The 22,060-nt window shown below is 62.6% G+C and carries 18 protein-coding genes; 4 read left to right on the top strand and 14 right to left on the bottom strand.

Features of this window, described 5'->3' with window-relative positions:
- Positions 1-149: 149 nt before the first annotated feature.
- Positions 150-428 carry a hypothetical protein gene (locus tag RO069_RS12800; protein WP_328188008.1) on the bottom strand — a complete coding sequence of 93 codons (279 nt, stop codon included), beginning with the start codon at positions 426-428 and terminating at the stop codon, positions 150-152.
- Positions 429-801: 373 nt separating this feature from the next.
- Between RO069_RS12800 and RO069_RS12795 the strand changes: the two genes are divergently transcribed.
- Positions 802-2,694, top strand: coding sequence for a methyl-accepting chemotaxis protein (locus RO069_RS12795; RefSeq protein ID WP_328188007.1), 1,893 nt, complete (start codon positions 802-804; stop codon positions 2,692-2,694).
- Positions 2,695-2,717: 23 nt separating this feature from the next.
- Here the strand turns inward: RO069_RS12795 and RO069_RS12790 are convergent, their stop codons facing one another.
- The 3 genes from RO069_RS12790 to mqo form a co-directional block, all read right to left on the bottom strand.
- Positions 2,718-4,748, bottom strand: a complete 2,031-nt coding sequence (locus RO069_RS12790) for a hypothetical protein (protein WP_328188005.1) — start codon at positions 4,746-4,748, stop codon at positions 2,718-2,720.
- A 48-nt stretch (positions 4,749-4,796) separates the two neighbouring features.
- The gene (locus RO069_RS12785) at positions 4,797-6,035 is read right to left on the bottom strand and encodes an ATP-grasp domain-containing protein (protein WP_328188003.1); all 1,239 of its coding nucleotides are present in this window, start codon (positions 6,033-6,035) and stop codon (positions 4,797-4,799) included.
- A gap of 244 nt (positions 6,036-6,279) precedes the next feature.
- Positions 6,280-7,767, bottom strand: a complete 1,488-nt coding sequence (gene mqo, locus RO069_RS12780; RefSeq protein WP_328188001.1) for a malate dehydrogenase (quinone) — start codon at positions 7,765-7,767, stop codon at positions 6,280-6,282.
- A 369-nt stretch (positions 7,768-8,136) separates the two neighbouring features.
- Between mqo and RO069_RS12775 the strand changes: the two genes are divergently transcribed.
- Positions 8,137-9,138: a calcium/sodium antiporter gene (locus RO069_RS12775; protein WP_328188000.1), complete on the top strand. Its 1,002-nt coding sequence runs from the start codon at positions 8,137-8,139 to the stop codon at positions 9,136-9,138.
- A gap of 45 nt (positions 9,139-9,183) precedes the next feature.
- On the opposite strand, the gene RO069_RS12770 is transcribed toward RO069_RS12775, so the two are convergent.
- The 4 genes from RO069_RS12770 to chrA all read right to left on the bottom strand — a co-directional run bounded on the left by RO069_RS12770 (position 9,184) and on the right by chrA (position 12,679).
- A complete protein-coding gene (locus RO069_RS12770; protein WP_328187999.1) occupies positions 9,184-9,942 on the bottom strand; it encodes a lysophospholipid acyltransferase family protein in 759 nt (252 codons plus the stop codon).
- A 291-nt stretch (positions 9,943-10,233) separates the two neighbouring features.
- Positions 10,234-10,656, bottom strand: coding sequence for a peptide-methionine (R)-S-oxide reductase MsrB (gene msrB / locus RO069_RS12765; protein WP_328187997.1), 423 nt, complete (start codon positions 10,654-10,656; stop codon positions 10,234-10,236).
- A gap of 57 nt (positions 10,657-10,713) precedes the next feature.
- Positions 10,714-11,340, bottom strand: a complete 627-nt coding sequence (msrA, locus tag RO069_RS12760; protein ID WP_328187995.1) for a peptide-methionine (S)-S-oxide reductase MsrA — start codon at positions 11,338-11,340, stop codon at positions 10,714-10,716.
- A 181-nt stretch (positions 11,341-11,521) separates the two neighbouring features.
- On the bottom strand, positions 11,522-12,679 hold the full coding sequence (gene chrA / locus RO069_RS12755; RefSeq protein WP_328187994.1) for a chromate efflux transporter: 1,158 nt from the start codon (positions 12,677-12,679) through the stop codon (positions 11,522-11,524).
- Positions 12,680-12,801: 122 nt separating this feature from the next.
- On the opposite strand from chrA, the gene RO069_RS12750 reads away from it, so the two are divergent.
- Positions 12,802-13,773, top strand: a complete 972-nt coding sequence (locus RO069_RS12750; protein WP_328187992.1) for a metallophosphoesterase — start codon at positions 12,802-12,804, stop codon at positions 13,771-13,773.
- A gap of 9 nt (positions 13,774-13,782) precedes the next feature.
- On the opposite strand, the gene RO069_RS12745 is transcribed toward RO069_RS12750, so the two are convergent.
- The 3 genes from RO069_RS12745 to exaC form a co-directional block, all read right to left on the bottom strand.
- Entirely contained in the window at positions 13,783-14,262 is a 480-nt protein-coding gene (locus RO069_RS12745) for a CDP-archaeol synthase (RefSeq protein ID WP_328187990.1), read from the bottom strand.
- Positions 14,263-14,307: 45 nt separating this feature from the next.
- Positions 14,308-15,687, bottom strand: a complete 1,380-nt coding sequence (locus RO069_RS12740; protein WP_328187988.1) for a class II fumarate hydratase — start codon at positions 15,685-15,687, stop codon at positions 14,308-14,310.
- Positions 15,688-15,876: 189 nt separating this feature from the next.
- On the bottom strand, positions 15,877-17,397 hold the full coding sequence (gene exaC, locus RO069_RS12735) for an acetaldehyde dehydrogenase ExaC (protein ID WP_328187987.1): 1,521 nt from the start codon (positions 17,395-17,397) through the stop codon (positions 15,877-15,879).
- A 231-nt stretch (positions 17,398-17,628) separates the two neighbouring features.
- Here exaC and RO069_RS12730 point away from each other — a divergent pair, with 231 nt between their 5' ends.
- On the top strand, positions 17,629-18,306 hold the full coding sequence (locus RO069_RS12730) for a response regulator transcription factor (protein WP_328187985.1): 678 nt from the start codon (positions 17,629-17,631) through the stop codon (positions 18,304-18,306).
- A 4-nt stretch (positions 18,307-18,310) separates the two neighbouring features.
- Here RO069_RS12730 and RO069_RS12725 read toward each other — a convergent pair whose 3' ends face one another.
- Genes RO069_RS12725 through RO069_RS12715 form a run of 3 tightly spaced genes read right to left on the bottom strand, consistent with a single transcriptional unit; the run spans position 18,311 to position 21,886 of the window.
- Positions 18,311-19,246 carry a sensor histidine kinase gene (locus tag RO069_RS12725; protein ID WP_328187984.1) on the bottom strand — a complete coding sequence of 312 codons (936 nt, stop codon included), beginning with the start codon at positions 19,244-19,246 and terminating at the stop codon, positions 18,311-18,313.
- Entirely contained in the window at positions 19,243-20,409 is a 1,167-nt protein-coding gene (gene nosP / locus RO069_RS12720; protein WP_442915370.1) for a nitric oxide-sensing protein NosP, read from the bottom strand. Before nosP ends, RO069_RS12725 begins: the two co-directional genes overlap by 4 nt.
- A 37-nt stretch (positions 20,410-20,446) precedes the next feature.
- Positions 20,447-21,886, bottom strand: coding sequence for a WSD1 family O-acyltransferase (locus tag RO069_RS12715; protein WP_328187982.1), 1,440 nt, complete (start codon positions 21,884-21,886; stop codon positions 20,447-20,449).
- Positions 21,887-22,060 lie beyond the last annotated feature (174 nt).

Here is a 22,060-nt window from a genome sequence, read left to right as displayed (position 1 = left end):
CTTGCCGGGTGGTGTGGGAGGGGCGGTGCCTTATGGCTCCCCCCTATCCCGATTGCGTCAGTGTCAGCGCAGGCTATTAGCCAAATGCCATTTTTCCCTCGCCATTGCCTGGATCATGACTATGATCGTCATCACCCAGGGAGCGCATTTCAGAGGACTTTATCACGGAGAATACGCTTTTTCTCATCGTCGGCAAACCGCTTCAGCACCTGGCGAATCAGTGGCTGGTAGCCAATACCGTTGATTTCCGCAATCATCTTAAAGTCCTCGATCAGGGACTTTTGCAGACGAATGGAAATTGGCTGAAGTCCCGCAGCCTCGTTAAGAGCCTGTTCATCTACAGATCCAGCCACACGGACATACTCTTCTGCACGGCCCAGTGAACCGTCTTCCCAGGCTTCCGGGGTGCTTCCGATTTTCTTGCTCATGCCGCCCTCCCCGTCGCGCTCATTTATCCCAGCTTATGCTTCACTGCCGATAAGCACTTGAGCGCGTTCACTTTCCTAAAAGTTTTGTATATACAAAGTATATACAAGGTCAGATTGGGTGCCAAGGTACTAACAAAGCGTCCGTCGCTGGGCGGGCTTTCTTGGTGCCCGTGGAGGAGAACCTTCGTGACCTGACCGCCCTTTCGCTTCCCTGAAGGGCGGCATCAGCCTCACCCGACGAGTGCCATCCAGGCGCATAAACCATCCCACCTGAAACAGTTCGTTAACGAACTGTTTCAAGAAAATCCACTCGCTGCCGATAAGGTGTGCACTATAGTAAGGCGAGCCCAAGAACAACATCAGGAGTAACCCCTTGAAACGCACGCTTTCCCTGTCATGGCGGCAGAAGTTCTGGCTGTTGATCGCGGCCACGTTCATCGGACTGGTGATGGTTGCGCTGGCGGCGCTGCGCGGCCTGGACCAGGTGTCCGAATCCTATGAGGCCCGGGCCACCGCGAACGCCTATGAGAGCGCCTCACTGACACTCTGGAGCGAATGGCTGAAGATCGAAAGCCTCAGCGCGTCACTGGAACCCGATGAGGTCGACACCTACCAGCAAGGGCTGAACGCCCTGGTGGAACAGGCCAGCCAGCTGGTGTCGCTGACCAACAACATCTCCGACGATAAAATCCAGTCCACCGCCCGGCAGATCAGGGAGCGGATTACCGCCTATGTGGAGCTTCGCCGGAACTGGCTTGAACAACGCCAGGCCCTGGGGCTGAGTTCATCGGAAGGTATCCGGGGAGAACTGGCCAAGGCCATGGACGAAGGGCTGCGGGAAATCAGCATCTCGATCATGAACGATGATATCGAGTTGGCCATGACCACCTACTCGGACTACCTGAACAACTTCACGCCGGAGGCTGCGGAGCAGACCCACAAGGCCATTGAGGGGATGCAGAAGGTTATTACCGACATGGACTGGGCAGAGAACGACCTGGGCCTGGCGGTGAAGACGTTTGCCCAGGCCTTTGAACGGGCCGAAACCCAGATCAACGCGATCCTCGACAGCGAGCAGCAGCTTGATGCCCTGGGCAACGAGCTGGAGGCCGTGATTGAGCAGCAGAACCAGTCCCTGGAAAGCGGCCTCATTGCCCAGACCATCGCCCAGGCGGAACAGGCCCGCCAGGCGTCGGCCTGGCTGATCGTGATCGTGTCGGTCGTGGTCCTTGTGATCCTGGTGGTCACCCTCACCCAGGCCTCCCGCACGCTGGTGAGCCGACTGCGTGATGCCGCCGGACTGCTGTCGCAGGTGGCCGCGGGTGACCTGAGCCAGCGCCTGCGCGTGGGAAGCAACCCCAATGACGAGTTCAACGCCCTGGGCAGTGCCTCCAACCAGATGGTGGATGATGTCTCCGGCGTCATCCGTGAGGTGCTCGACGGCAATCGTGACCTGTCCCGCCTGCAGGAAGAACTGCAACAGCTGGTCAACCAGATGAGCGCCAGCAGCGAACAGGTGGAAGCCCAGACCGAGCAGGCCGCCGCGGCGGTGCAGGAAATCTCCCACACCGCGTCCGATATCGCCAAGCTGACCAACACGGTGAACCAGTCCACCCAGGACGCCAACGAGGCGGCCCAGCACGGTGCCCAGGTGGTTCGCAATAACGGCGAGGTGATGCAGGATCTTTCCAGCAAGATTCGCCAGACCCATGGCCAGGTGGAAAGCCTGAGCAAGACCGGCGAGAAGGTGAACACCATTGTGGACACCATCAACGGGCTGGCCGAACAGACCAACCTGCTGGCCCTCAACGCCGCGATCGAGGCGGCACGGGCGGGCGAGGCCGGTCGTGGCTTCTCGGTGGTGGCCGACGAGGTGCGCTCACTGGCGGAGAAGACCGTGTCCGCCACCAGTGGTATCGCGGACATTGTCGACGCCCTGAACCGGGAAACCCGTGAAATCACCACCCTGATGGAGCAGGGCCTGAAGCAGGCCAGTGCCGGCGAAGAAGGCGCCGGTGAGGCGGTATCGGTGATCGAACGCATCACCCAGTCCATCCAGTCCCTGGCGGGTGATATGGAGCAGGTGGTCACATCCGTGGAGGGTATCTCCAGCACCACGGAGGAGATTGCCCAGAAAGTGGAGCATATTCACGGCCATACCCTGGAATCCCGTTCGGTGCGGGGTCACCTGGCCAACCATGCCCAGGCACTGGGACAATGCACCGACGGCCTCAACCAGGCCTCCTCGGGCTTCAGGGTGTCCTGAGCCCCGTCCGGATCAGGGGGCGGTCAGACCGGCCCCTGATCCGCCTGCAACCTCTCACCGTCAACCCTGTCCGCCCCCCAGCTCCGGTGGACCATGGCGGTGATCCGTTCGATTTCCTCGGCGGTTACCGCCTCCAGATTGCCCCTTTCCAGGGGATCGAAGTGGAAGATATACAGCCGCGAGGCGAACTCTTCGAACAGCAGTGATGCTTCCCCGAAACGCTCGCCGTTACCGGCGGTGCTGACGACGATATCGTCCCCCCAGTTCTGACCACTGTCGTTGTTGGGGTTGAAGAAATACACCCGCATCCGGTCCTGCTGGTCCAGGCCCACCCGCAGGATGGTAATGGCATGCCACCCGATAAAGCGGGCGGCGCTGTCGGTCACGGCAATGCCCGCCGGTTGCGGATGGATCAGCGGCTGGTTGCCGTTGTAGTAGGGGTGATAGCTCACGTAGAAGTGGCGCAGGAACCCTTCCAGGTCTTCCAACTGGCCACTGGCCACATCCACGTTGATCCGGAACCCCCGGCCCGACCACCAGCCGTGGAATTCAGGGTTGACCCAGCGATGGGGGTCGCCCTCCCGGTCCGCGCATAACCGGCCCATTTCGGCGTAGATGCGGTCCAGGTGCGGCACCACCAGCAGGGAGACCGGGTCCAGGTCCAGTGTGATCTCCTGGGCCACACCGGCCCCACTCTGGCGGGAAGACACCGGCTGCCCCTCGAAGTGCATGATGATCTCGTCGTCCCGGGCCGCCCAGGCCACCATCTGCAGCAGGTAGTCCGGATCGTTGTAGGCCCACATGGACAAGGCCCGTGCTGACTGGCAGGTCGGGTTGTTGCCCTGCCCCACCCCGAGCGGCTGCCCCATCATGGACAGTACACCCTGGATCAGCCAGGCGCGGGGATCAGGCACCGCACCGTAGGCCATACCAATCCTTTCACGGCTGTAGGGCGACAGGGGAAGCTGTACCTGGCGCCACAGGGCCGGTGCCACCGGGGGCTGGTAGAGGATGCCCCGCTCCAGCATCAGCGCCAGGCCATAGAGCCCCTGGCATGTTGCCGGGTAGATGCCCTGGTCGACCATGGCGTGCACCAGTTCCTGGTAGCACAGCAGGCAATCCCGCCCCGTACTGGAAAGTCCCAGGGCCTCGGACAGGAGTGTCGGCGAATGTTCCAGCAGGTAGCGGACAAGCTCACCATGGTAGGGGGACACCAGGCCGGTATCGTGCATGGCCCGGGCGCACCCGGTGGCCTCACTCTGCAGGGCGACGTTATCCATGGCCGCCAGCCGTTCCCGGTACACCTCGACGCCGGGGTCTTCCCGGCAGGCCTGGGTCGGACCGAAAAGGCTGCTGATCAGTCGTTCGGCACCCTGGCCACTGCTGCCCAGGTCAATGTCCGGATTGTTACGGCAGACAGCGATCTGGGTAATCATCCGGTGCACGCCCGCCACCTGGATCGGGCGCTGGTTCAGCACCCGCCAGATCTCGTCGATCAGGCGGTCGATGATGTGCTCGTAACCGATGCGGTCGGCCAGGTGACGGATAACGCCGCGGCTGATGGTGGCCAGCTTTCCCTGCTGTTCCCGCTCGGCTTCCGTGGGCACCCCGAACAGGAGTTCTAGGTTGATGGCCAGCACCTGGGCCAGGTAGTGGTGGGCCTGTTCCGCCGACAGGTGGGGATGCTGGTAGTCCGCCTTGGCAATGGCCAGCAGCCGAAGCTCGCTGAGGGCCTCGATCACCACGGTTTCCATGTGCGGGCTGCGCAGGGAATAGGTGGTCAGGGACGGCAGCAGGATCTGGGGATCAGCCCAGTCGGAGCCCTCGAACACCCCACATTGCTCAATCGCCTCGGCCCGGGCTTCCACGGCGGCACAACCGCCCTCCACCATCAATACCTGGCGGGCACTGTCGATCAGCCGGGGCATCTTCGACAGGCGCGAGAACGCCGGACTGGACGACACCCGTTCTATGGCCTCGTCCAGGCGCCCGACCCTGACCGCCAGCTTCTGTTCCGTATCACCCGCTGGCGACTGTTCGTTGTTATTGGTCAAACCCGAAATCCTTGGGGCGTTCCGCCCTTCGCCAGTACTTCAGGTTGATTATACATAGAAGTCCAGCTCCTCCTGATGTTTCAGCAGGTCCCTCATGCGGTAGGGATCGTCCCCGAAGAAGTAGACCAGCCCCCAATGGGTCCCGAAGGCGGTGCGTTTGGTCACGGTTTCCTCCAGCGGAGAGGTCAACTCGTGGGACTCGAAATACTCGTGATCCTCGGTTTCCTCCGGCATTTCCAGTTTGCTGACCACCCGGCGACGCGGATAGACCCCGAAACAACCGGCGTAGCCCTTGGCATCCACCACCTCTTTCGGGAAGAAGGCCTTGACCTCCTCTTCCGTGGTTTTCGGGTCAAACGTCATGATCAGGGCCTGGTAGGCGTTGAAGCCATAGGCCCGTTCCAGCAGCTCAAACACCTTGAACCCCGGCGGCCGGTAGGCCACCTCACCGAAGTACATGGTGCTGTCGCTGGTCACGAAATACTCCGGGTGAATAAAGCCGAAGTCGATATCGAAGGTCTTGATCAGCTTTTCGATCTCGCCCCTGATCTGGTCCCGGTATTTCTCCAGGTCCGGGGTGGCCGGCACAAACACGGAATAACCCAGGGTCACGTACTCGGAGATATTCAGGAAGGCAATCTTGCCCTTGTGGATCCAGGCCTCGACGGCAAACTCCCAGCCGTCCAGGTGGGATTCCATCAGTACCGGAAATTCCTCCTCGGGGATGGTATCCACCTCATCCGGCGTCCGGATCACCCGGTGTCCCAGGCAACCGGCCTTGTCGAAGGCCTTCAGGTGGATCGGGTCGTTGGGGTCGCCATCCAGTTTCAGCAGGGTCTGGTTCACCCGCTTGAGGAAACGGATAACGTCCCCCCGGTCGTGGGCCTCCTCAAAGATGCCGACCCGGATTCCCCCGAGTTGGGCCCGTCGCTTCATCAGGGCCTTGTCCCGCAGCAGCATGGCCTGGCCAAACAGGCGGGGCTTGTCCATCAGCACCGAGTTGATGGCGCCGGCCCATTCCACGGTCTCCTCGAACAGCGGGATAGCCACGTCAACGCCCATGTCCTTCAGGGTTTGCGCAATCTCCACCGAGCGGTCATTGAGCCGCTCGAAGTTCCAGGGAATATAGGGAATGTCATGCTCCTTGCAGTAGGCTTCCGCCCAGTCCGGCGCAACGACGACATAACGACGGTCGAAGGATTCGGCCGCTTCCACGGCGCTCAGACTCCAGCCCAGGAAGGCCACGTAACCCTTGTCGGGGTTAAAGTTCGATTCGCGTTCACTCATAACGGATTCCAGTCATTTGGGATATAACGCTTCTGTCAGGATAGACCAGAATCGGCCGTTCCACTTGGCCGATAAACGGCAGAAAGCGGAAAAAACAAAGACTTATCAGACAGCTAGCACAGAAAGCAAAAGAAACAGACCGGTTGGCTATAAAAACGCGGGCTGGATAACCAGAGGGGATATAACGGCAGGCAGATGGATGGGCCCGGGCCGGCAAACCACCGACCCGGTACCGGACGACCGATCAGTCTTCCCTCAGGCGGAGGGTGTTCAGGGTGCGCTCACGCACACGGGTAAGCAATTCCTCGTCGTCCACCAGGGACTGGCCGTAGGAGGGGATCAGCTCACGCAGGCGCGCCTGCCATTCCTCGGTCTGGACCCGCTCGGAGAAACAGCGGTGAATGACATCCAGCATCGCGTGGGCCGCCGTGGACGCACCGGGAGAGGCCCCCAGCAGGGCCGCCAGGGTGCCATCCTTCGCCGCAACGATTTCGGTACCAAACTCCAGCTTACCACCACCGTCCTGGGTGCGCTTGATGATCTGTACCCGCTGGCCGGCATTCTGCAGCTTCCAGTCTTCCTCCCGGGCGTCCGGGAAGAAATTGCGCAGGGACGCCACACGGTCACCGTGGGACTGGAACACCTCGCCGATCAGGTACCGGGTCAGGTCCATATTGGTCCGGCTTACCGACAGCATGGGGCGCAGGTTGGTGGGTTTGACCGAACCGAACAGGTCGAATACCGACCCCTTCTTCAGGAAGCGCGTGGTAAAGCCGGCAAACGGGCCGAACAGCAGGGCCGGTTCGCCATTGATAATGCGCGTGTCCAGGTGGGGCACCGACATGGGGGGTGCACCGATGGGAGCCTTGCCGTAGACCTTCGCCCGATGCTGCTCGACGATATCGGGCTTCTGGCAGACCAGCCACTGGCCGCTGACCGGGAAGCCGCCGTAACCCTTGGCTTCGTCGATCTCGGACTTCTGCAGCATGGGCAGGGCGCCGCCACCGGCACCCAGGAACACGAAACCGGCCTCGACCTTCTTCTGCTCGCCGGTCTTCTGGTCCTTCAACTCCACCTTCCAGCGTCCGTTCTTGCGCTTGCGAAGGTCGGTGACGGGGCTGCTGAGCATCAGCTCAAAATTGGGGGTGCTCTCCAGGTACGTCACCATGCTCCGGGTCAGGGACCCGAAGTCCACATCGGCACCATGGCCAATGCGGGTGGCCGCCACCTTCTGCATGGGATCCCGGTTCTTGACCACCAGGGGCATCCACTGCTGGAGCACCTCCGGGGACTCGGTGTATTCCATCTCACGGAACAGGTGGTGGGCCTTGAGCTTCTCGTGGCGGCGCTTGAGGAAACGGACACCGTCATCCCCCCAGACAAAGCTCATATGGGGCGTGCGATTGATGAAGGACTTGGGTTCCTGGAGGATCCCCTGCTCCACCAGCCAGGACCAGAGCTGGAGGGAAACCTCGAAGGAGGCATTGATGGTCAGTGCCCGGTCGATGGTCACGTCACCGTCATCGCCCTCAGGGGTATAGTTCAGCTCACAGTAGCCGGCGTGGCCGGTCCCTGCGTTGTTCCATCCGTCTGTGCTCTCATGGGCCACGTGATCGAGACGTTCAACCATGACGATGTCCAGGGACGGATCAAGCTGCCTGAGCATCATGCCGAGAGTGGCGCTCATGACGCCACCGCCGACCAGCACTACGTCTGCCTGTCTTACAGCCATTTGCTAGTCACCTTAGCGAGTTGTCGAACCTGTCGGGGCCGCCACGATCAGCAGCGGTTCCCTGAAAAGGAGGCCATTATCCCCTTTTTGGGGGGGATAACAAAATGCTGAGCATGACAATCATTTGCAAAACAACAGACATGCTCCTGGGAATTCCGGCGTTGGCGCTATCATCCGTGCTAATACGTACGGAGTCATCGCAACTTTAGTCGGATGGTCTGGGAAAACGCCAGATCCTGCCATAGGGGATTACCCCGGTGCTTACGTTTGACGCGCTTTTGCGGTAACGTCTGCCACCAGTCACTACGACCGTGATAACCGGCCCGTTCAGTGGCATAGGAGTCTGAGCTTCCAACACAGGAAATATTGATGCTGCTTGCCTTGCTCGCTATTGTCGCAGGCCTTGTCCTGCTGGTCTGGAGTGCGGACCGATTCGTGGATGGGGCCGCGGCCACCGCCGCCCACCTGGGTATGTCGCCCCTGCTGATCGGCATGGTGGTCATCGGGTTTGGCACTTCCGCACCGGAACTGGCCGTGTCCGCCATCGCCGCCACCGACGGTAACCCGGGGCTGGCGCTGGGCAACGCCTACGGCTCCAACATCACCAATATCGCGCTGATCGTGGGCCTGGTGGCTCTGGTCAGCCCGATTGAGGTTCACTCGCAGATACTCCGCAAGGAACTCCCCATCCTGATCGGCATTACCCTGCTGGCCGGCTGGCAGCTCCTGGATGGGCAGCTCACCCGCCTGGATGGCTGGGTGCTGCTGGCGGTCTTCGCGGTCATCATGGGGTGGTCCATCATCCAGGGCATCAAGGGCAAGGGTGACCCCCTCGGAGGCGAGGCAGAAACGGAGCTGGCCGCCCATCCCATGCCCCTGCCAAGGGCCCTGATGTGGCTGGTCATCGGACTGGTGCTGCTGCTGGTCAGCTCGCGCATGCTGGTGTGGGGAGCGGTGTATGTCGCCCAGTCCCTCGGTGTCAGTGACCTGATCATCGGCCTGACCATTGTCGCCATCGGCACTTCATTGCCGGAACTGGCCGCCGGCATCGCCTCCGTACGCAAGAAAGAGCACGACCTGATCCTGGGCAACATCCTCGGCTCCGGGATTTTCAACACCCTCGCCGTGGTGGGAATCGCCGCGGCCATTGAGCCCATGGCCGCGGAATCGGTGGTCCTCTACCGCGACTGGTCGGTGATGATGGCCGTCACGGTGGCGTTGTTCCTGATGGGGTACGGTGCCCTGGGAAGCCGGCGCATTATCCTCCGCTGGGAGGGGGCGGTGCTGATGGCGGCCTACATCGGTTACACCGGCTACCTGGCCTCCACCGTTGTCAGTGCGGCAAGGGCCACCGGGCTGCCGGCCCTGTAACAGCCTTCCAGTGCCCCGTCAGTGAACGACCCGAACGGGGCACTGTCACGCCTCACCGTCACCCAGCAGGTCTTCAAGCTGGCTGCGCACCTGGGCCATCAGCTCCGGTAGCTGCTCCTTGGTCATGCCCGAGGTGTCGATCGGTGTGCCGACCCGCACTTCCACCGGCTGGCCCAGGTTGATCTTCCAGCTCCGGGCCTGCAGGACCCGGTGGATACCACAGATCGCCATGGGCACGACCACCGCCTCGGTATCCAGCGCCAGGTGGAAACACCCTTTCTTGAAGGGCTGCAGGCGGGCGTCCGATGATCGGGTACCCTCCGGCGCCGCCCACAAGACGATGCCACTTTCCATCATCGCCCTGGCCCTCGCCAGGTCCTGAACGGCGCGATTGCGCTGGTGGCGGTCAATGGAGGGAAACTCCGCCGCGCGCATGGCCGGTCCCAGCAGTGGAATACCGAACAGTTCCTTCTTGGCCAGCATGCGGACCGAGCCGGGCATGGACACGAATGTCACCGGGATATCGTAATGGCTGGCATGGGTGCTCATGATCATGTAACGCCGCCCGTCACCGAATTCCGGCACTTCCCCCCGCACCGTCAGATTGGCCCGGACCATGTGCAGCAGGGTGGTCGACCAGCCCCGGGTATAGGCGTCCACCGTCTCCCGGTCCAGCCGGCGAACGGCGGCACGCCCCAGGATCAGCAGGCAATACAGGGCGGTCAGCCCGCAGGAACCGAGAATGACCACCACCCGCCTGAGCAGCGTCGCCGATTCCGTGAGTGGATTGGATCTGGGTTGCATGGTGGGACAGCTCCTGCCGGGCCGGGCGCCCCGGTCAGGTCCATTGTTTGGCCGTACGGAACGCTATTGGAAAAGCGGGGAATTATAGCCGGTGGAGCCAGCCATGATCCAAGGGGTGGTCGTCCATTTCTTGATCACCCGCATGTATCTCACCACAACGATGGCCCCATTCACCTCGGGGGCGCCCCCATGGTGCCGGGAGATTTGACGCCGGAAACGTCAGGACGGGAAAGACCACATGTCACCCCTGACCTGGTTGACAGGGATGACGTAACGCAAGGGGCAACCAACCTACTCCGGGCGGAATTCCATAGCCACGGAGTTGAGGCAGTAGCGCTGCCCGGTCGGGGGCGGGCCATCCGGAAACACATGGCCCAGGTGGCTGTCGCAGCGGGGGCAGCGGATCTCGGTCCGGGTCATGCCCAGGCTGTTGTCCTCCAGATAGCGGATGTGGTCCGCATCGAAAGGCTCGAAAAAGCTGGGCCAGCCGGTGCCGGAATCGAACTTGGAGCGGGAACTGAACAGCGGCAGGTCACACAGGCGGCAGTGATAGACACCGTTCTGCTTGTTATCCAGCAGGGTGCCGCAGAACGCCCTCTCCGTGCCGTGGTCCAGCAGGACCGTACGCTCCTCATCGGTGAGGTTGGCCGCACGGCTGTCAATCTCACTGGGAGACAGGGGGGTCAGGTCGTATCCTGAAGCGGATGTGGTCATAGGTTCACCTCTGTTGGCAAGCCGGCTGGCCCCCTCACCCTTGTCCAGGCTGCCGGATCAGGCCTGCTTGAGCCTGTCCGGGAAAATTTCCCTGACCTTCCTGAGCTTGGGTGCAGCCACCGCCATGATATAGGGCTGCTGGGGGTGCTTGCCGGCAAAGTTCTGATGATAGTCTTCCGCCGGGTAGAACCGGTCCAGCGGTTCCAGGGTCGTGGCCACCGGATCGGGGTACACGCCCGCCTCGTCGATAAGGCGAATATAGTCCTCGGCGACCCGCTTTTCCTCCGGCGACGAGAAGAAAATGGCCGATCGGTACTGGGGGCCACGGTCATTGCCCTGCCGGTTCAACTGGGTCGGATCATGTGCCACGGAGAAGAATACCCGTAGCAACTCACCGTAGCTGATCACTGCCGGATCGTACTGGATTTCCACCGCTTCCGCATGCCCGGTCCTGCCGGTGCAGACCGCATCGTAGTTGGCGGAGTCGGCGTCGCCACCCGTGTAACCCGACACAGCCCCCTGCACTCCATCCAGGGCAAGGAAGACCGCCTCCACGCACCAGAAGCAGCCGCCGGCGAACACCGCCGTGGCCAGGCCGGCCCCCGTCGATGGCAGGTCATGTTCAGGAACCGGGAAACGGCTCCTCGGAATGGTCAAGCCTGGAACGCTACAGGTCGTACTCATTGCCTGCTTCCTCCTATGCTCAGGGCCTTCGACAGCGTGCCCTGTTCCGGGTTCCCGTGACCAGGCACGCTGCGCACCTCAGGTGACCATTCTGTAACCTTTATGGCCTTATGGCCAGCCTTATTGCGGGGGTTGTGACCCGGTCGCGATCCTGCCTGGCACTTGAACCACAATCCGCCCCTCAAAACAGTACCGCGCCGGCCAATGCACTGATCGGTGCCAGTACCCAGACCGGCACCCTGGCAATGGCCAGTGCCCACCAGGTGGCCAGAATGAAGGCGACCCCCGCCGGCGAATGCACCGCGGACGTCCATACCGGATCGAACAGGGCGGCCAGCAGCAGGCCCACCACGCCGGCGTTGACGCCAGCCAGCACCGACCGGGCAGTCTCATGGTGGCGCAGCCACTGCCACAGGGGTAACCCGGCGAACACCAGCAGCACGCCGGGCAGGAACACCGACAACAGGGCCACGAGGGCGCCCCAGACACCGCCATTGACGCCCCCCAGGAAGGCGGAGAAGGTGAACAGCGGGCCCGGCACCGCCTGCGCCACACCATAACCCGCCAGGAAGGTGTCGGCGGGCATCTGGCCGGAGGCGACAAAGCCCTCCTGTAACCAGGGCAGGACCACATGCCCGCCCCCGAACACCAGTGCCCCGGAACGGTACATCTCCGCTGCCAGCCAACCCATGGAGCCCGGTTGCGACGGCAGGAACGACACCAGCAGGAGCAGGCCGAACAGGACCACAAACACCATCGGATGCCGTCCCTTGACCGGCAGCGACAGGGATTCCTGCTGCTGGCCCGATGGCACCTTCAACATCCACGCCGCCAGCCCCGCCATCGCCAGTGCCACCACCTGCATGGCCGCCGATCCCGCCACCAGCAGGATAATGGCCACCATCAACGCCAGCCCCTGGCGCGTCCGGTCCGGGCACAGTTTTCCACCCATCTGCCACACCGCCTGGGCCACCACCGCAACCACAAACAGCTTCAGGCCGGCGACCCAGCCACCCTCGGCGGCATCCGGCCAGACCCCGAGCCCGAGAGCGAACAGGGCCATCAGGATGGCGGATGGCAGGGTGAAGGCCAGCCAGGCCGCCAGCGCGCCGACGTAGTGCCCCCTCAGGAACCCGATGGCGAGCCCCACCTGGCTGGACGCCGGCCCGGGCAGCAACTGGCAGAGCGCCACCAGTTCGGCATAGGCGCTCTCGCTCAGCCATTGCCGGCGGCGGACAAACTCATCGTGAAAGTAGCCCAGGTGGGCCGCGGGTCCGCCAAAGGACGTCAGGCCAAGGCGAAGGAACACCAGGAACACGTCCCGGAATGTGGATAACACGTCAGTGGATCTCCTGTGACAATTCAGGTTACGGTGAGGACAACTCACATTGTCGATTCATGGTTCAGCAACCATACTGATTCCCAGACCCCTGTAAAACCGACGGAACCGGGCACTGATCCATGACTGCACAGGCGCCTGCCCCCAACGATGAAGACCTGCTGCGATACCGGCTCAGCCTCCGCCTGGGGCCGGTGCACGCCCGCCAGCGACTCAGCATAGAACAGGAGACGGAACAGCGGGTGACCGGCCGCGACCGCCGCTCCTTCCACCTGGAAAACCTCTATTCCGCCCACGGTTTCATCCGCACCTGCCTGAAGCTGTCCGGGCTGCTGGGGCGGGGCCAGGACAACAGCCGTCGCCTGACCACCGTGGAGCACCCATTCCGGATCGCGTCCCTGCCCGAGGCCTTCGAGGGATTCCGCATCCTTCATCTCACCGACCTCCATGTGGATATGGACCCGGAGAACCTGGACGCGGTGCTCCGGCAGATCGAACCGCTGGATTATGACCTGTGTGTATTGACGGGGGATTACAGGAAGCTGACCTGGGGACCGGTGGATGCGGCCCTGGAAGGCATGGCACGGCTGCGGGAGGCCATAAAGGGCGAGGCCGTGGCGGTACTGGGCAACCATGACAGCATCCGCATGGTGCCCGGCCTGGAGGATATGGGGTTCCGCCTGCTGCTGAACGAACACCACTGCATCACCCGGGGCGACCAATCCCTGTTCATTGCCGGCGTGGACGACCCCCACTTCTACAAGGTCCACAACCTGCAGCGGGCCGGTGATGACATTCCCGAAGGCGCCGTGTCCATGCTGCTCAGCCATAGCCCGGAAATCTGGCGCGAGGCCGCCCACGCCGGTTACGACCTGTTCCTCTGCGGTCATACCCACGGCGGCCAGATCTGCCTGCCCGGCGGCATCCCCGTGACCCTGGATGCCAACTGCCCCCGCGCCATGGGCCGGGGTTACTGGCAGCACAACGGCATGCAGGGCTATACTTCCCCCGGCGCCGGCACCTCGGTGGTCAATGCGCGCCTGAACTGCCCGCCCGAGGTCACCATCCATGTGCTGACACGGGGGCCGGAGTAGCTGCGGACATTAGTGCGGCCGCTTGCGGATACCCAGCCGATACAGCAGTGGTGAGGACAGCATGTTGCCAGCCACGAACAGCAGCACTACCCCGGTCGCCTGCCAGGCTGGCAGGTCCAGGGAGGCCCAGGCATAGGCCACCGGAAGCACCGACTCCGGCAACTGGTCCAGGCCCGAGGCGCGGGCACTGGCCTCAAGCCCCATGCGGCGCTTGATAAAGCTGCTCAGCAGGTCGCCCCCCAGGGCCAGGGCGGCGAAGATGGCCCCGAAGGCCAGGTCCAGCCCCACCACCGGGGCAAACGCCGTGCAGGTCACGAAACCGGCCACCAGCCCCCGCCAGGTCTTGCTGGCGCCCAATACCGGCTGGCCATCCCGCCACCGGCGCCCCCCATCCACGGCACCGGAAAAGCGATGACTGGCCAGCCTGGCGGCCACAACGGGCGAGCCATTGGCGAGGATCAACAACACCAGTAACCAGACAATGATCATTCGCCGACGCTCTCCCTTGCCAATGTTTTCCGGACTCCTGACCGGTCAGTCCTTGAGGCCACCCTTTGTCAGCGCCAGCGGGTTGAGCAGTTTTTCGAGCCTGTCGCGACTCAACCCACTTTTCTCCTCGGCCACCTCCATGATCGACCGCCCGCTGGCGTAGGCCTCCTTGGCAATCTCCGCGGCCTTCGCATAACCGATCTCCGGATTCAGTGCCGTCACCAGCACCGGGTTCCGGCCCACGGCTTCATCCAGGGTTTCCTCGTTCACGGTAAAGCCGGCAATCACCTTGTCCCCCAAAAGTCTCGCACTGCTGGCCAGCAGCCGGCTCATATCAAGCAGGTTGGCGCCCACCAGGGGCAGCATCACGTTGAGCTGGAAGTTGCCGGACTGGCCGGCGATGGCAACCGCGCTGTCCAGCCCCATGACCTGGGTCGCCACCATGGCCACGGACTCCGGAATCACCGGGTTGACCTTGCCCGGCATGATGGAGCTGCCGGGCTGCAGGGCCGGCAGGCTGATTTCCGCCAGGCCGTGGATGGGGCCACTGTTCATCCAGCGCAGGTCATTGGCGATCTTCATCAGCACAATGGCCATGCCCCGCAACTGGGACGACAGGTGCACCGGCGCGTCGACGGCGCTCTGACCCACGAACTTGTGCTCCATTTCCCGGAACCGGAAGCCGGTAAGATCATGCATGATCTTGACGAATTCCCCGGAAAAGCGGGTATCGGCATTCACGCCAGTACCGACAGCGGTTCCCCCCTGGGGCACGGGCAGCAGGTCCTCGCCACAGTATTCCAGGCGTCGGCTCACCCCTTCCAGTTGTTCCCGCCAGGCCCGCAGCTCCTGCCCCAGGGTGACCGGCATGGCGTCCATCAGGTGGGTCCGACCGGTCTTGACCTGGCCATTGAGCAGGTTTTCCCGCTCATAGATACAGCCTTCCAGGTGGGTCAGCGCCGGCAGCACCTGGTTCTGCAGCGCCTTGACGGCGGCCACGTGGATCGCCGTGGGAATGACGTCGTTGGAGCTCTGGCTCATGTTGACGTGATCATTGGGGTCCACCGCCAGCTCTTCAGTGCTGGCCAGATTCGCGATCACCTCGTTGACGTTCATGTTGGTGCTGGTACCGGACCCAGTCTGGTAACGATCCACCGGGAACTGGTCCTCGAATCCCCCCTCAAGGATGCGGTTACAGGCGCCAACGATGGCCCGGTGACGATCATCATCCAGGTGCCTGAGCCGGTGATTGGCCCCGGCCGCCGCCTTCTTGATCAGCACCACCGCCTCGATGAAGCCAGGCGGCATCGGCTGGCCGCTGACCGGAAAATTATCCACAGCCCGCTGTGTCTGGGCCCCCCACAGGGCGTTGGTCGGTACCTGCACCTCGCCCAGGCTGTCTTTCTCGATTCGGGTATCGCTCATGACGTGCCTCCTTTCCTGACGTCAGGAATGTCTTTCCATACGCATACTTTTAGCCATTGGGTCTGAAGGCGGCAACTACAACCAGGAAAGAAAAAAGGCCGACAACCACGTCGGCCAGAGGAGAGTCATGGTACGGGACCCTATGGCCCCGAACCGGAAGTGCTAACCCTTGCAGATCGGCGAAGAGGGTCAGAAGAAGCCCAGCGGGTTGATATCGTAACTCACCAACAGGTTCTTGGTCTGCTGATAGTGCTCAAGCGCCAGCTTGTGGGTCTCCCGGCCGACGCCGGACTTTTTGTAACCGCCAAAGGCGGCATGAGCAGGATAGGCGTGATAGCAGTTCATCCACACCCGGCCCGCCTGGATACCGCGGCCCATGCGGTAAGCGCGGTTGGTGTCCCGGGTCCAGACGCCGGCCCCAAGCCCGAATTCGGTGTCATTGGCGATAGCCATTGCCTCGGCTTCATCCCGGAAGGTGGTCACTCCCACAACCGGTCCGAAGATCTCCTCCTTGAAGACCCGCATACTGTTGTCCCCCAGGAACAGAGTGGGCTGGATATAGAAGCCTTTGCCGAATTCCCCGCCCAAGTCCTCCCGGTCCCCGCCAATGAGCACTTTTGCCCCTTCCTCCTTGCCGATAGCCAGGTAAGACAGGATCTTGTCGAACTGCTCCTTGCTGGCCTGGGCCCCCACCTGCACATCCGTGTCTAGGGGGTTGCCGCGCTTGATTGTCCTGGTGCGTTCCACCACTCGGGCCATGAAATCATCGTACATGCCTTCCTGGATCAACGCCCGGGATGGGCAGGTGCATACTTCGCCCTGGTTGAAGAATGCCAGCACCAGTCCCTCCACGGCCTTATCGATGAATTCCGGCTCGGCATCGAGGATATCGGAGAAATAGATGTTGGGGGACTTGCCGCCAAGCTCCACAGTGGAGGGAATGATGTTCTCGGCTGCGTATTTCATGATTCGCGCACCCACCGGCGTGGAGCCGGTAAAGGCGATCTTGGCTATTCGGCTGCTGGTGGCCAGGGGCTGTCCGGCCTCGGTGCCATACCCGTTGACGATGTTGACCACACCCGGTGGCAGCAGGTCGCCAATCAGCTCCATCAGCACCAGGATGGAAGCCGGGGTCTGTTCCGCTGGCTTGAGCACGGTGCAGTTGCCCGCAGCCAGGCATGGTGCCAGCTTCCAGGTGGCCATCAGCAGTGGAAAGTTCCAGGGAATGATCTGACCCACCACCCCCAGTGGCTCATGGAAGTGATAGGCCACCGTATTGGTATCAATCTCACCCAGATGGCCTTCCTGGGCCCGGATGCAACCTGCAAAATAGCGGAAATGATCAACCGCCAGGGGAATATCGGCGTTGAGGGTTTCGCGGACGGCCTTGCCGTTGTCCCAGGTTTCCGCCACGGCCAGCATTTCCAGGTTCTGTTCGATGCGATCGGCAATCTTCAGCAGGATATTGGAGCGCTCTTGCACTGACGTACGGCCCCAGGCCGGCGCTGCTTTGTGGGCGGCATCCAGCGCCAGGTCGATATCCTCGGCGGAGGAGCGGGGAATACGGCAGAAAACCTCCCCGGTGACCGGGGTAATGTTGTCGAAATATTGTCCCTTTACCGGTGCGGCCCACTCGCCGCCAATGTAGTTCTCGTACTGGTTCTTGAAGGAGACGACTGCGCCGTCCCTGCCCGGTTGTATGTAGATCATGGTGATCACCCTTGTTGTTGTGGTCGGGATCGTCACAACTCCCGGGGCGGGAGCTGTCGCCTCCACACTAGCCATTCACCGGGCTCACCGGTATCGTTCCTTGGCCTTGCCGGGGTCCTTCTTTAGTACTACGCCTTTGGTAAAAGGACGGTGCCAACAGGAAGGCATTCAGGGTATTCTTGACAGCATGCGGGCTTTCGATCAGACAACCTGATAATAAAGAGATCGCCGATGACCCCGTCACCCCACATCCTGGTCGTGGATGACCATCCGCTGTTCCGTGAGGCCATGGCGCTGGTCATCCGTGCCGAGCTGCCGGACAGCCGGTTATCGGAAGCCAGCACCCTGCCGGCGGCCCTGGACATTGTTGCCCGGTCCCCGGCACCGGACCTGGTGCTGCTGGACCTCAACCTCCCGGGTGTCCTGGGACTCGACGGCCTGGCCAGCATCCGCGACGCGCTGCCCGACACCCCACTGGTGATCATTTCCGCCGAGGAAGACAAGCAACTGGTATTGAGGGCGGTCAATGCCGGCGCCGTTGGCTACATTCCCAAATCATCACCCCGGGAACGAATGCGCCAGGCTCTCCGGCAGGTGTTGGAAGGCAACATTTATCTCCCTCCGGACATTATTCGGGGATCGCCTTCTTCAGCCACCTCCGCCGGTAGTGGACCACCGCTCTCGGACGCAACCCTGGAACGGCTGACCGACCGCCAGCGACGGGTCCTGGAACGCATGGCGCTTGGTGAGAGCAACAAGCAGATTGCCTGGGCACTCAATATCACCGAAACCACCGTCAAGGCACACGTCTCCGCCATCCTCGGCAAACTGGGCGTGACCAATCGGGTACAGGCGGTTCTGGTGGCCGGGGAGTGGCTGGAGCGACAAAAATCCCGGCCAGCCCTCTGAGTGTTCAGCGAGTGCCGTCGAACAGGGGTATCGATATACCAAACATGGATCCGTGCCCCGGCCGCGACACCATCGTCACCGGGTGGTCCAACAGGCTGGCAATGCGGTCGACAATCGCCAGCCCCAGCCCCAGGCCAGAATCCGGGGCCGCATCCTGTGGCCGCGCCCGGCGGAATTCCTGGAAGATCTCAGCCTGCTGGTGACCGGGGATACCTGGCCCGGTATCCCATACCTGTATCTCCATGTTCCGGCCACGGCGCCGGCAGCCCATCAGAATGCGACCGGATCCAGTATAGCGAAGCGCATTGCTGAAAAAGTTGCGAATCACCCGGGCCAGCAGCCGGGAGTCGGACCACACCTGCCCGGTGGCGGACACATAGCGAAACCCGAGCCCCTTGCGGGAGGCCAGTTGCCCGAACTCCCCAGCCAGATTGGCCAGCAGGTCCCCGAGGCTGAATACGGATGGATCCGGCTCAATCACCCCGGCATCCAGGCGGGCGATGTCAACCAGCGTACCCAGCAGGTGGTCCACGTCCTCAAGTGAGGAGCCCAGTGAACGCACCAGTCCTTCGGCACTTTCTGGCAAGCCTTCCTCCCGAAGGGCATCGGCAAACAATCGGGCCGCATTCAGGGGTTGCAGCAGGTCGTGACTGACTGCCGCCAGGAACCGGGACTTTGCGTGGTTGGCACGTTCCGCCTCGGCACGGGCCTGCTCCAGGGCACTGTTACTCTCCCGCAGGTCGTCCATCAGCTGGTTGAGGGCCTCGGTGCGTTCCCTTACCTGCTCCGCCAGGATGACGGAATGCTCGAACACCGAATACGGGTCCAGGGTGCGTGCGGACCCGGATTCCACATGGGAGATCAGCGCATCGCGGATCTTCCGCAGGCGGGCGTTCTCCGCCTCCAGCTCGGCGGTACGGGTACCACGGCGGGTGGTCATGGCCGCCCGATGACCACACCGGTGAACGTCTGATTGAGGTGGACCCCATCAAACTGTTCACCGTAAGTGCTGAACCCCAGCACCCGGTGCTGACGGAGAAATTCCGACAACCGGGCAACCTCGCCGGCCTGCTCGGCTTCCAGTCGACGCAGGAAGCAGTCGCAGCCCAGGGTGACCAAGGGCTTGCCCACCGTGGCCTCGGCCTGTTCCAGCCGCAGGCACAGGTCGTCCCGGAGGGAGCCTGGCAGCATGGGGGTGAGCACGATGCCGGTTTCCACCGCGCAGTAGAACGTCAGACTCAGATCGGCGTTGACACGCTGCACCGAGCGGGCAAAGTACTGGTCGCCAATTCTCACCGCCATGGGTTTGCGGGCAAAGACCTCCCGGTCCAGATCCCGGGGCGACACCCCGACAGCCCGGGCATAGGCGACAGCCGCCGGTTCGGCATTCAGCTCGTGTACCGTGCGGGTCTGGCAATCCGCGGCAGTGACCACCAGCTTGTCGCCGGTTGGTGCCAGGTGGTGGGTGGTAAACACCTGGAACTTCAGTGGCGTGTTGACCAGCAGCACCGTGGCCGCGCCGCTATGGAAGCGTCCTTCATGATAAACGTGGGTATTGGCCAGACGTTCGTCATCGCCGGCGGAACCACCGAACTGGGGAATGGCACCCAGGGCGGCATTAAGGGACGATAGCACCAGTTCCTCCCGGCTGGACAGGCCGTCCAGCAGGGTGATGGCGAACGTATTGTCCCGTACCGACGCCAGATCCGCCTGTCGGCATCCATGCAGCAGGCGCTCAACCAGCCCCTGGGCCTGGGCCAGGTCGAAGTGGTCGAGCCCTCCTATCAGCGCGGACTGGACCGAAAACCAGCGTCGGTCGAACCCGATGGCGGCAATGGACCTGCGGTCATAACCCTGTGGGGTGATCTCCCCGGCCGAGGTACAGCCGGCCAGCGTGACACCCGGGAACCCCCGGGCCATGACACTGGCCAGTCGGTCCAGATCATATTCCGCCGAACAGAAGAAAAGAACGGCGCCAAGGGTGGGCGACAACAAGGCCTGCTGCAGTTCCCGGACCGCCATGGCCGGATCTCTTGCGGAGGTGCCGGCGGTCACGGCCGGCATCTGTGCCGGGAGTTCGTGGGTGGGGGACATGACAGGCATGGATAATACCCCTGTTATTGTTGTTGAAGAACAGGAATTACAGCAGAGGCCGTCCCAGCTCGTCCAACTCTTTCAGGCACCGGTTCAGGAAGGCATCCGGATCGCTCAGTATGGCCTCATCGGCGACCACACCAAACTGCACGTTACCACTGTAGCTGACAATGCTCACCCCCAGCCCGATCTCCCCCGCCTGTGGCACCCAGAACATCTGCTCCCGCACCCGGTGGCCCGCCAGGTAGCGGGGCTCGCGGGTACCCGGCACGTTGGAGACCACGGCACTGGCCTTGCGGAAGAACAGTTCGGAAATAGGCTTTCGCAAGGGTGCCGGCAGCAATGACGCAAGACCACTCAGCCCCCAGGCAATAACCGGCTGCCAGGTCCGCTTGAGGCGGCGGGTCTCGTGCTTTATGCGCCAGAGCCGCTCCAGGGCGAAGCTGCCATCCACCGGCAGGGGCACGAAAATGGTGCCGAAGTAGTTGCCGGGCATGTGTTTCGCCGGCCTCAGGGCCTCCGGCAGGGTCCGGCGTATATCCACCGGTACCGCGGCGTGGACCACGGCCTGGTTCAGTTGCCGTTCCGGAACACCCATGGCATCACGCATGGCCGCCGTCACACAGGCCAGCAGGACATCATTGGCACTGCAGCCATAACGGCGGGCCAGGGCCAGGAAGCGCCTCGCCGACACCGGCGCGGACCAGCGGCAATGCCGGCGCCCCAACAGGGGACGCTTGAGGCTGGACGGGGTGTCCTCCGGCTCGGTGACCATACCGGTCATTTCGTTCAGCGCCCGCAGACCGGCCATCGCCCCCTGCTCCAGGGCCCCGGCCTGGTGGAACTCCGGCAGCTCGCTGTCCTGTCGCCCATCCGGCACCCCTTCACCGGACCCCGTAGCCTGGCCCCACCAGCCACTAAGACCAGATGAGACCGCATCCCGGCAGGCCTGCATCACCTGGGGCCATCGGCGGGCGCTTTGATACTCACGGCTTCCGAATGATTCGGGACGCTCGTCGGGGGATCGTGTGCAGATGCTGTCGAAGACATCCAGCAATGACATGCCATCGCCGTAGCAGTGGTGGATGCGGAACAGCAGCGCCGCCCCGCCTTCAACGTTGGGCACCAGCCAGAAGGCCCAGCGCGGCCGGTTGCGGCGCAACGGCTGGTTCAGCCGCGCGGACACCCACTGCTGCAGCCGGGTCTCGTCCATGGCCTCGGGCACATGCACCAGGTGGTTGACCAGGTCGAAGTGCCGGTCACGCTCCCAGCACCAGCCGCAGGCCTTCTCCACCGGCATCATGCGAAAACGCTCCCAGGTCAGCCAGTAACGTTGAAGGAAGGCACGCAATTCGGTAAACGAGAGGCCATCGACACGCATCAGCACCGTGATGGTCAACGGGTTCTGCGGACTCTCCAGATTCAGCCACGCCGCGTCCATCGGCAGTAATCGCAGCGGCTCCCTGTCGTTGACGGCGTCACTCAAAGTGTCGGGTCCCGGGTTTCCTGATCATTGTCATGATCAATTGTGATAAAGGTCTGAAAACACTGATCCGGCATTGTGACAGAGGCGAAAAACCTGCTCCACTCCCGATCATGGGAAAAGCGATACTGATATAGATTACGCCATGACCGGTAAGTAATCGTATACTCTGGAGCA

The sequence above is a fragment of the Marinobacter sp. OP 3.4 genome, from assembly GCF_036224885.1.
In the GTDB taxonomy this organism is placed as follows: Bacteria; Pseudomonadota; Gammaproteobacteria; order Pseudomonadales; family Oleiphilaceae; genus Marinobacter.
The sequence above is the reverse complement of the archived record's forward strand: the minus strand, read 5'-3'. Positions and strand labels throughout refer to the sequence as shown.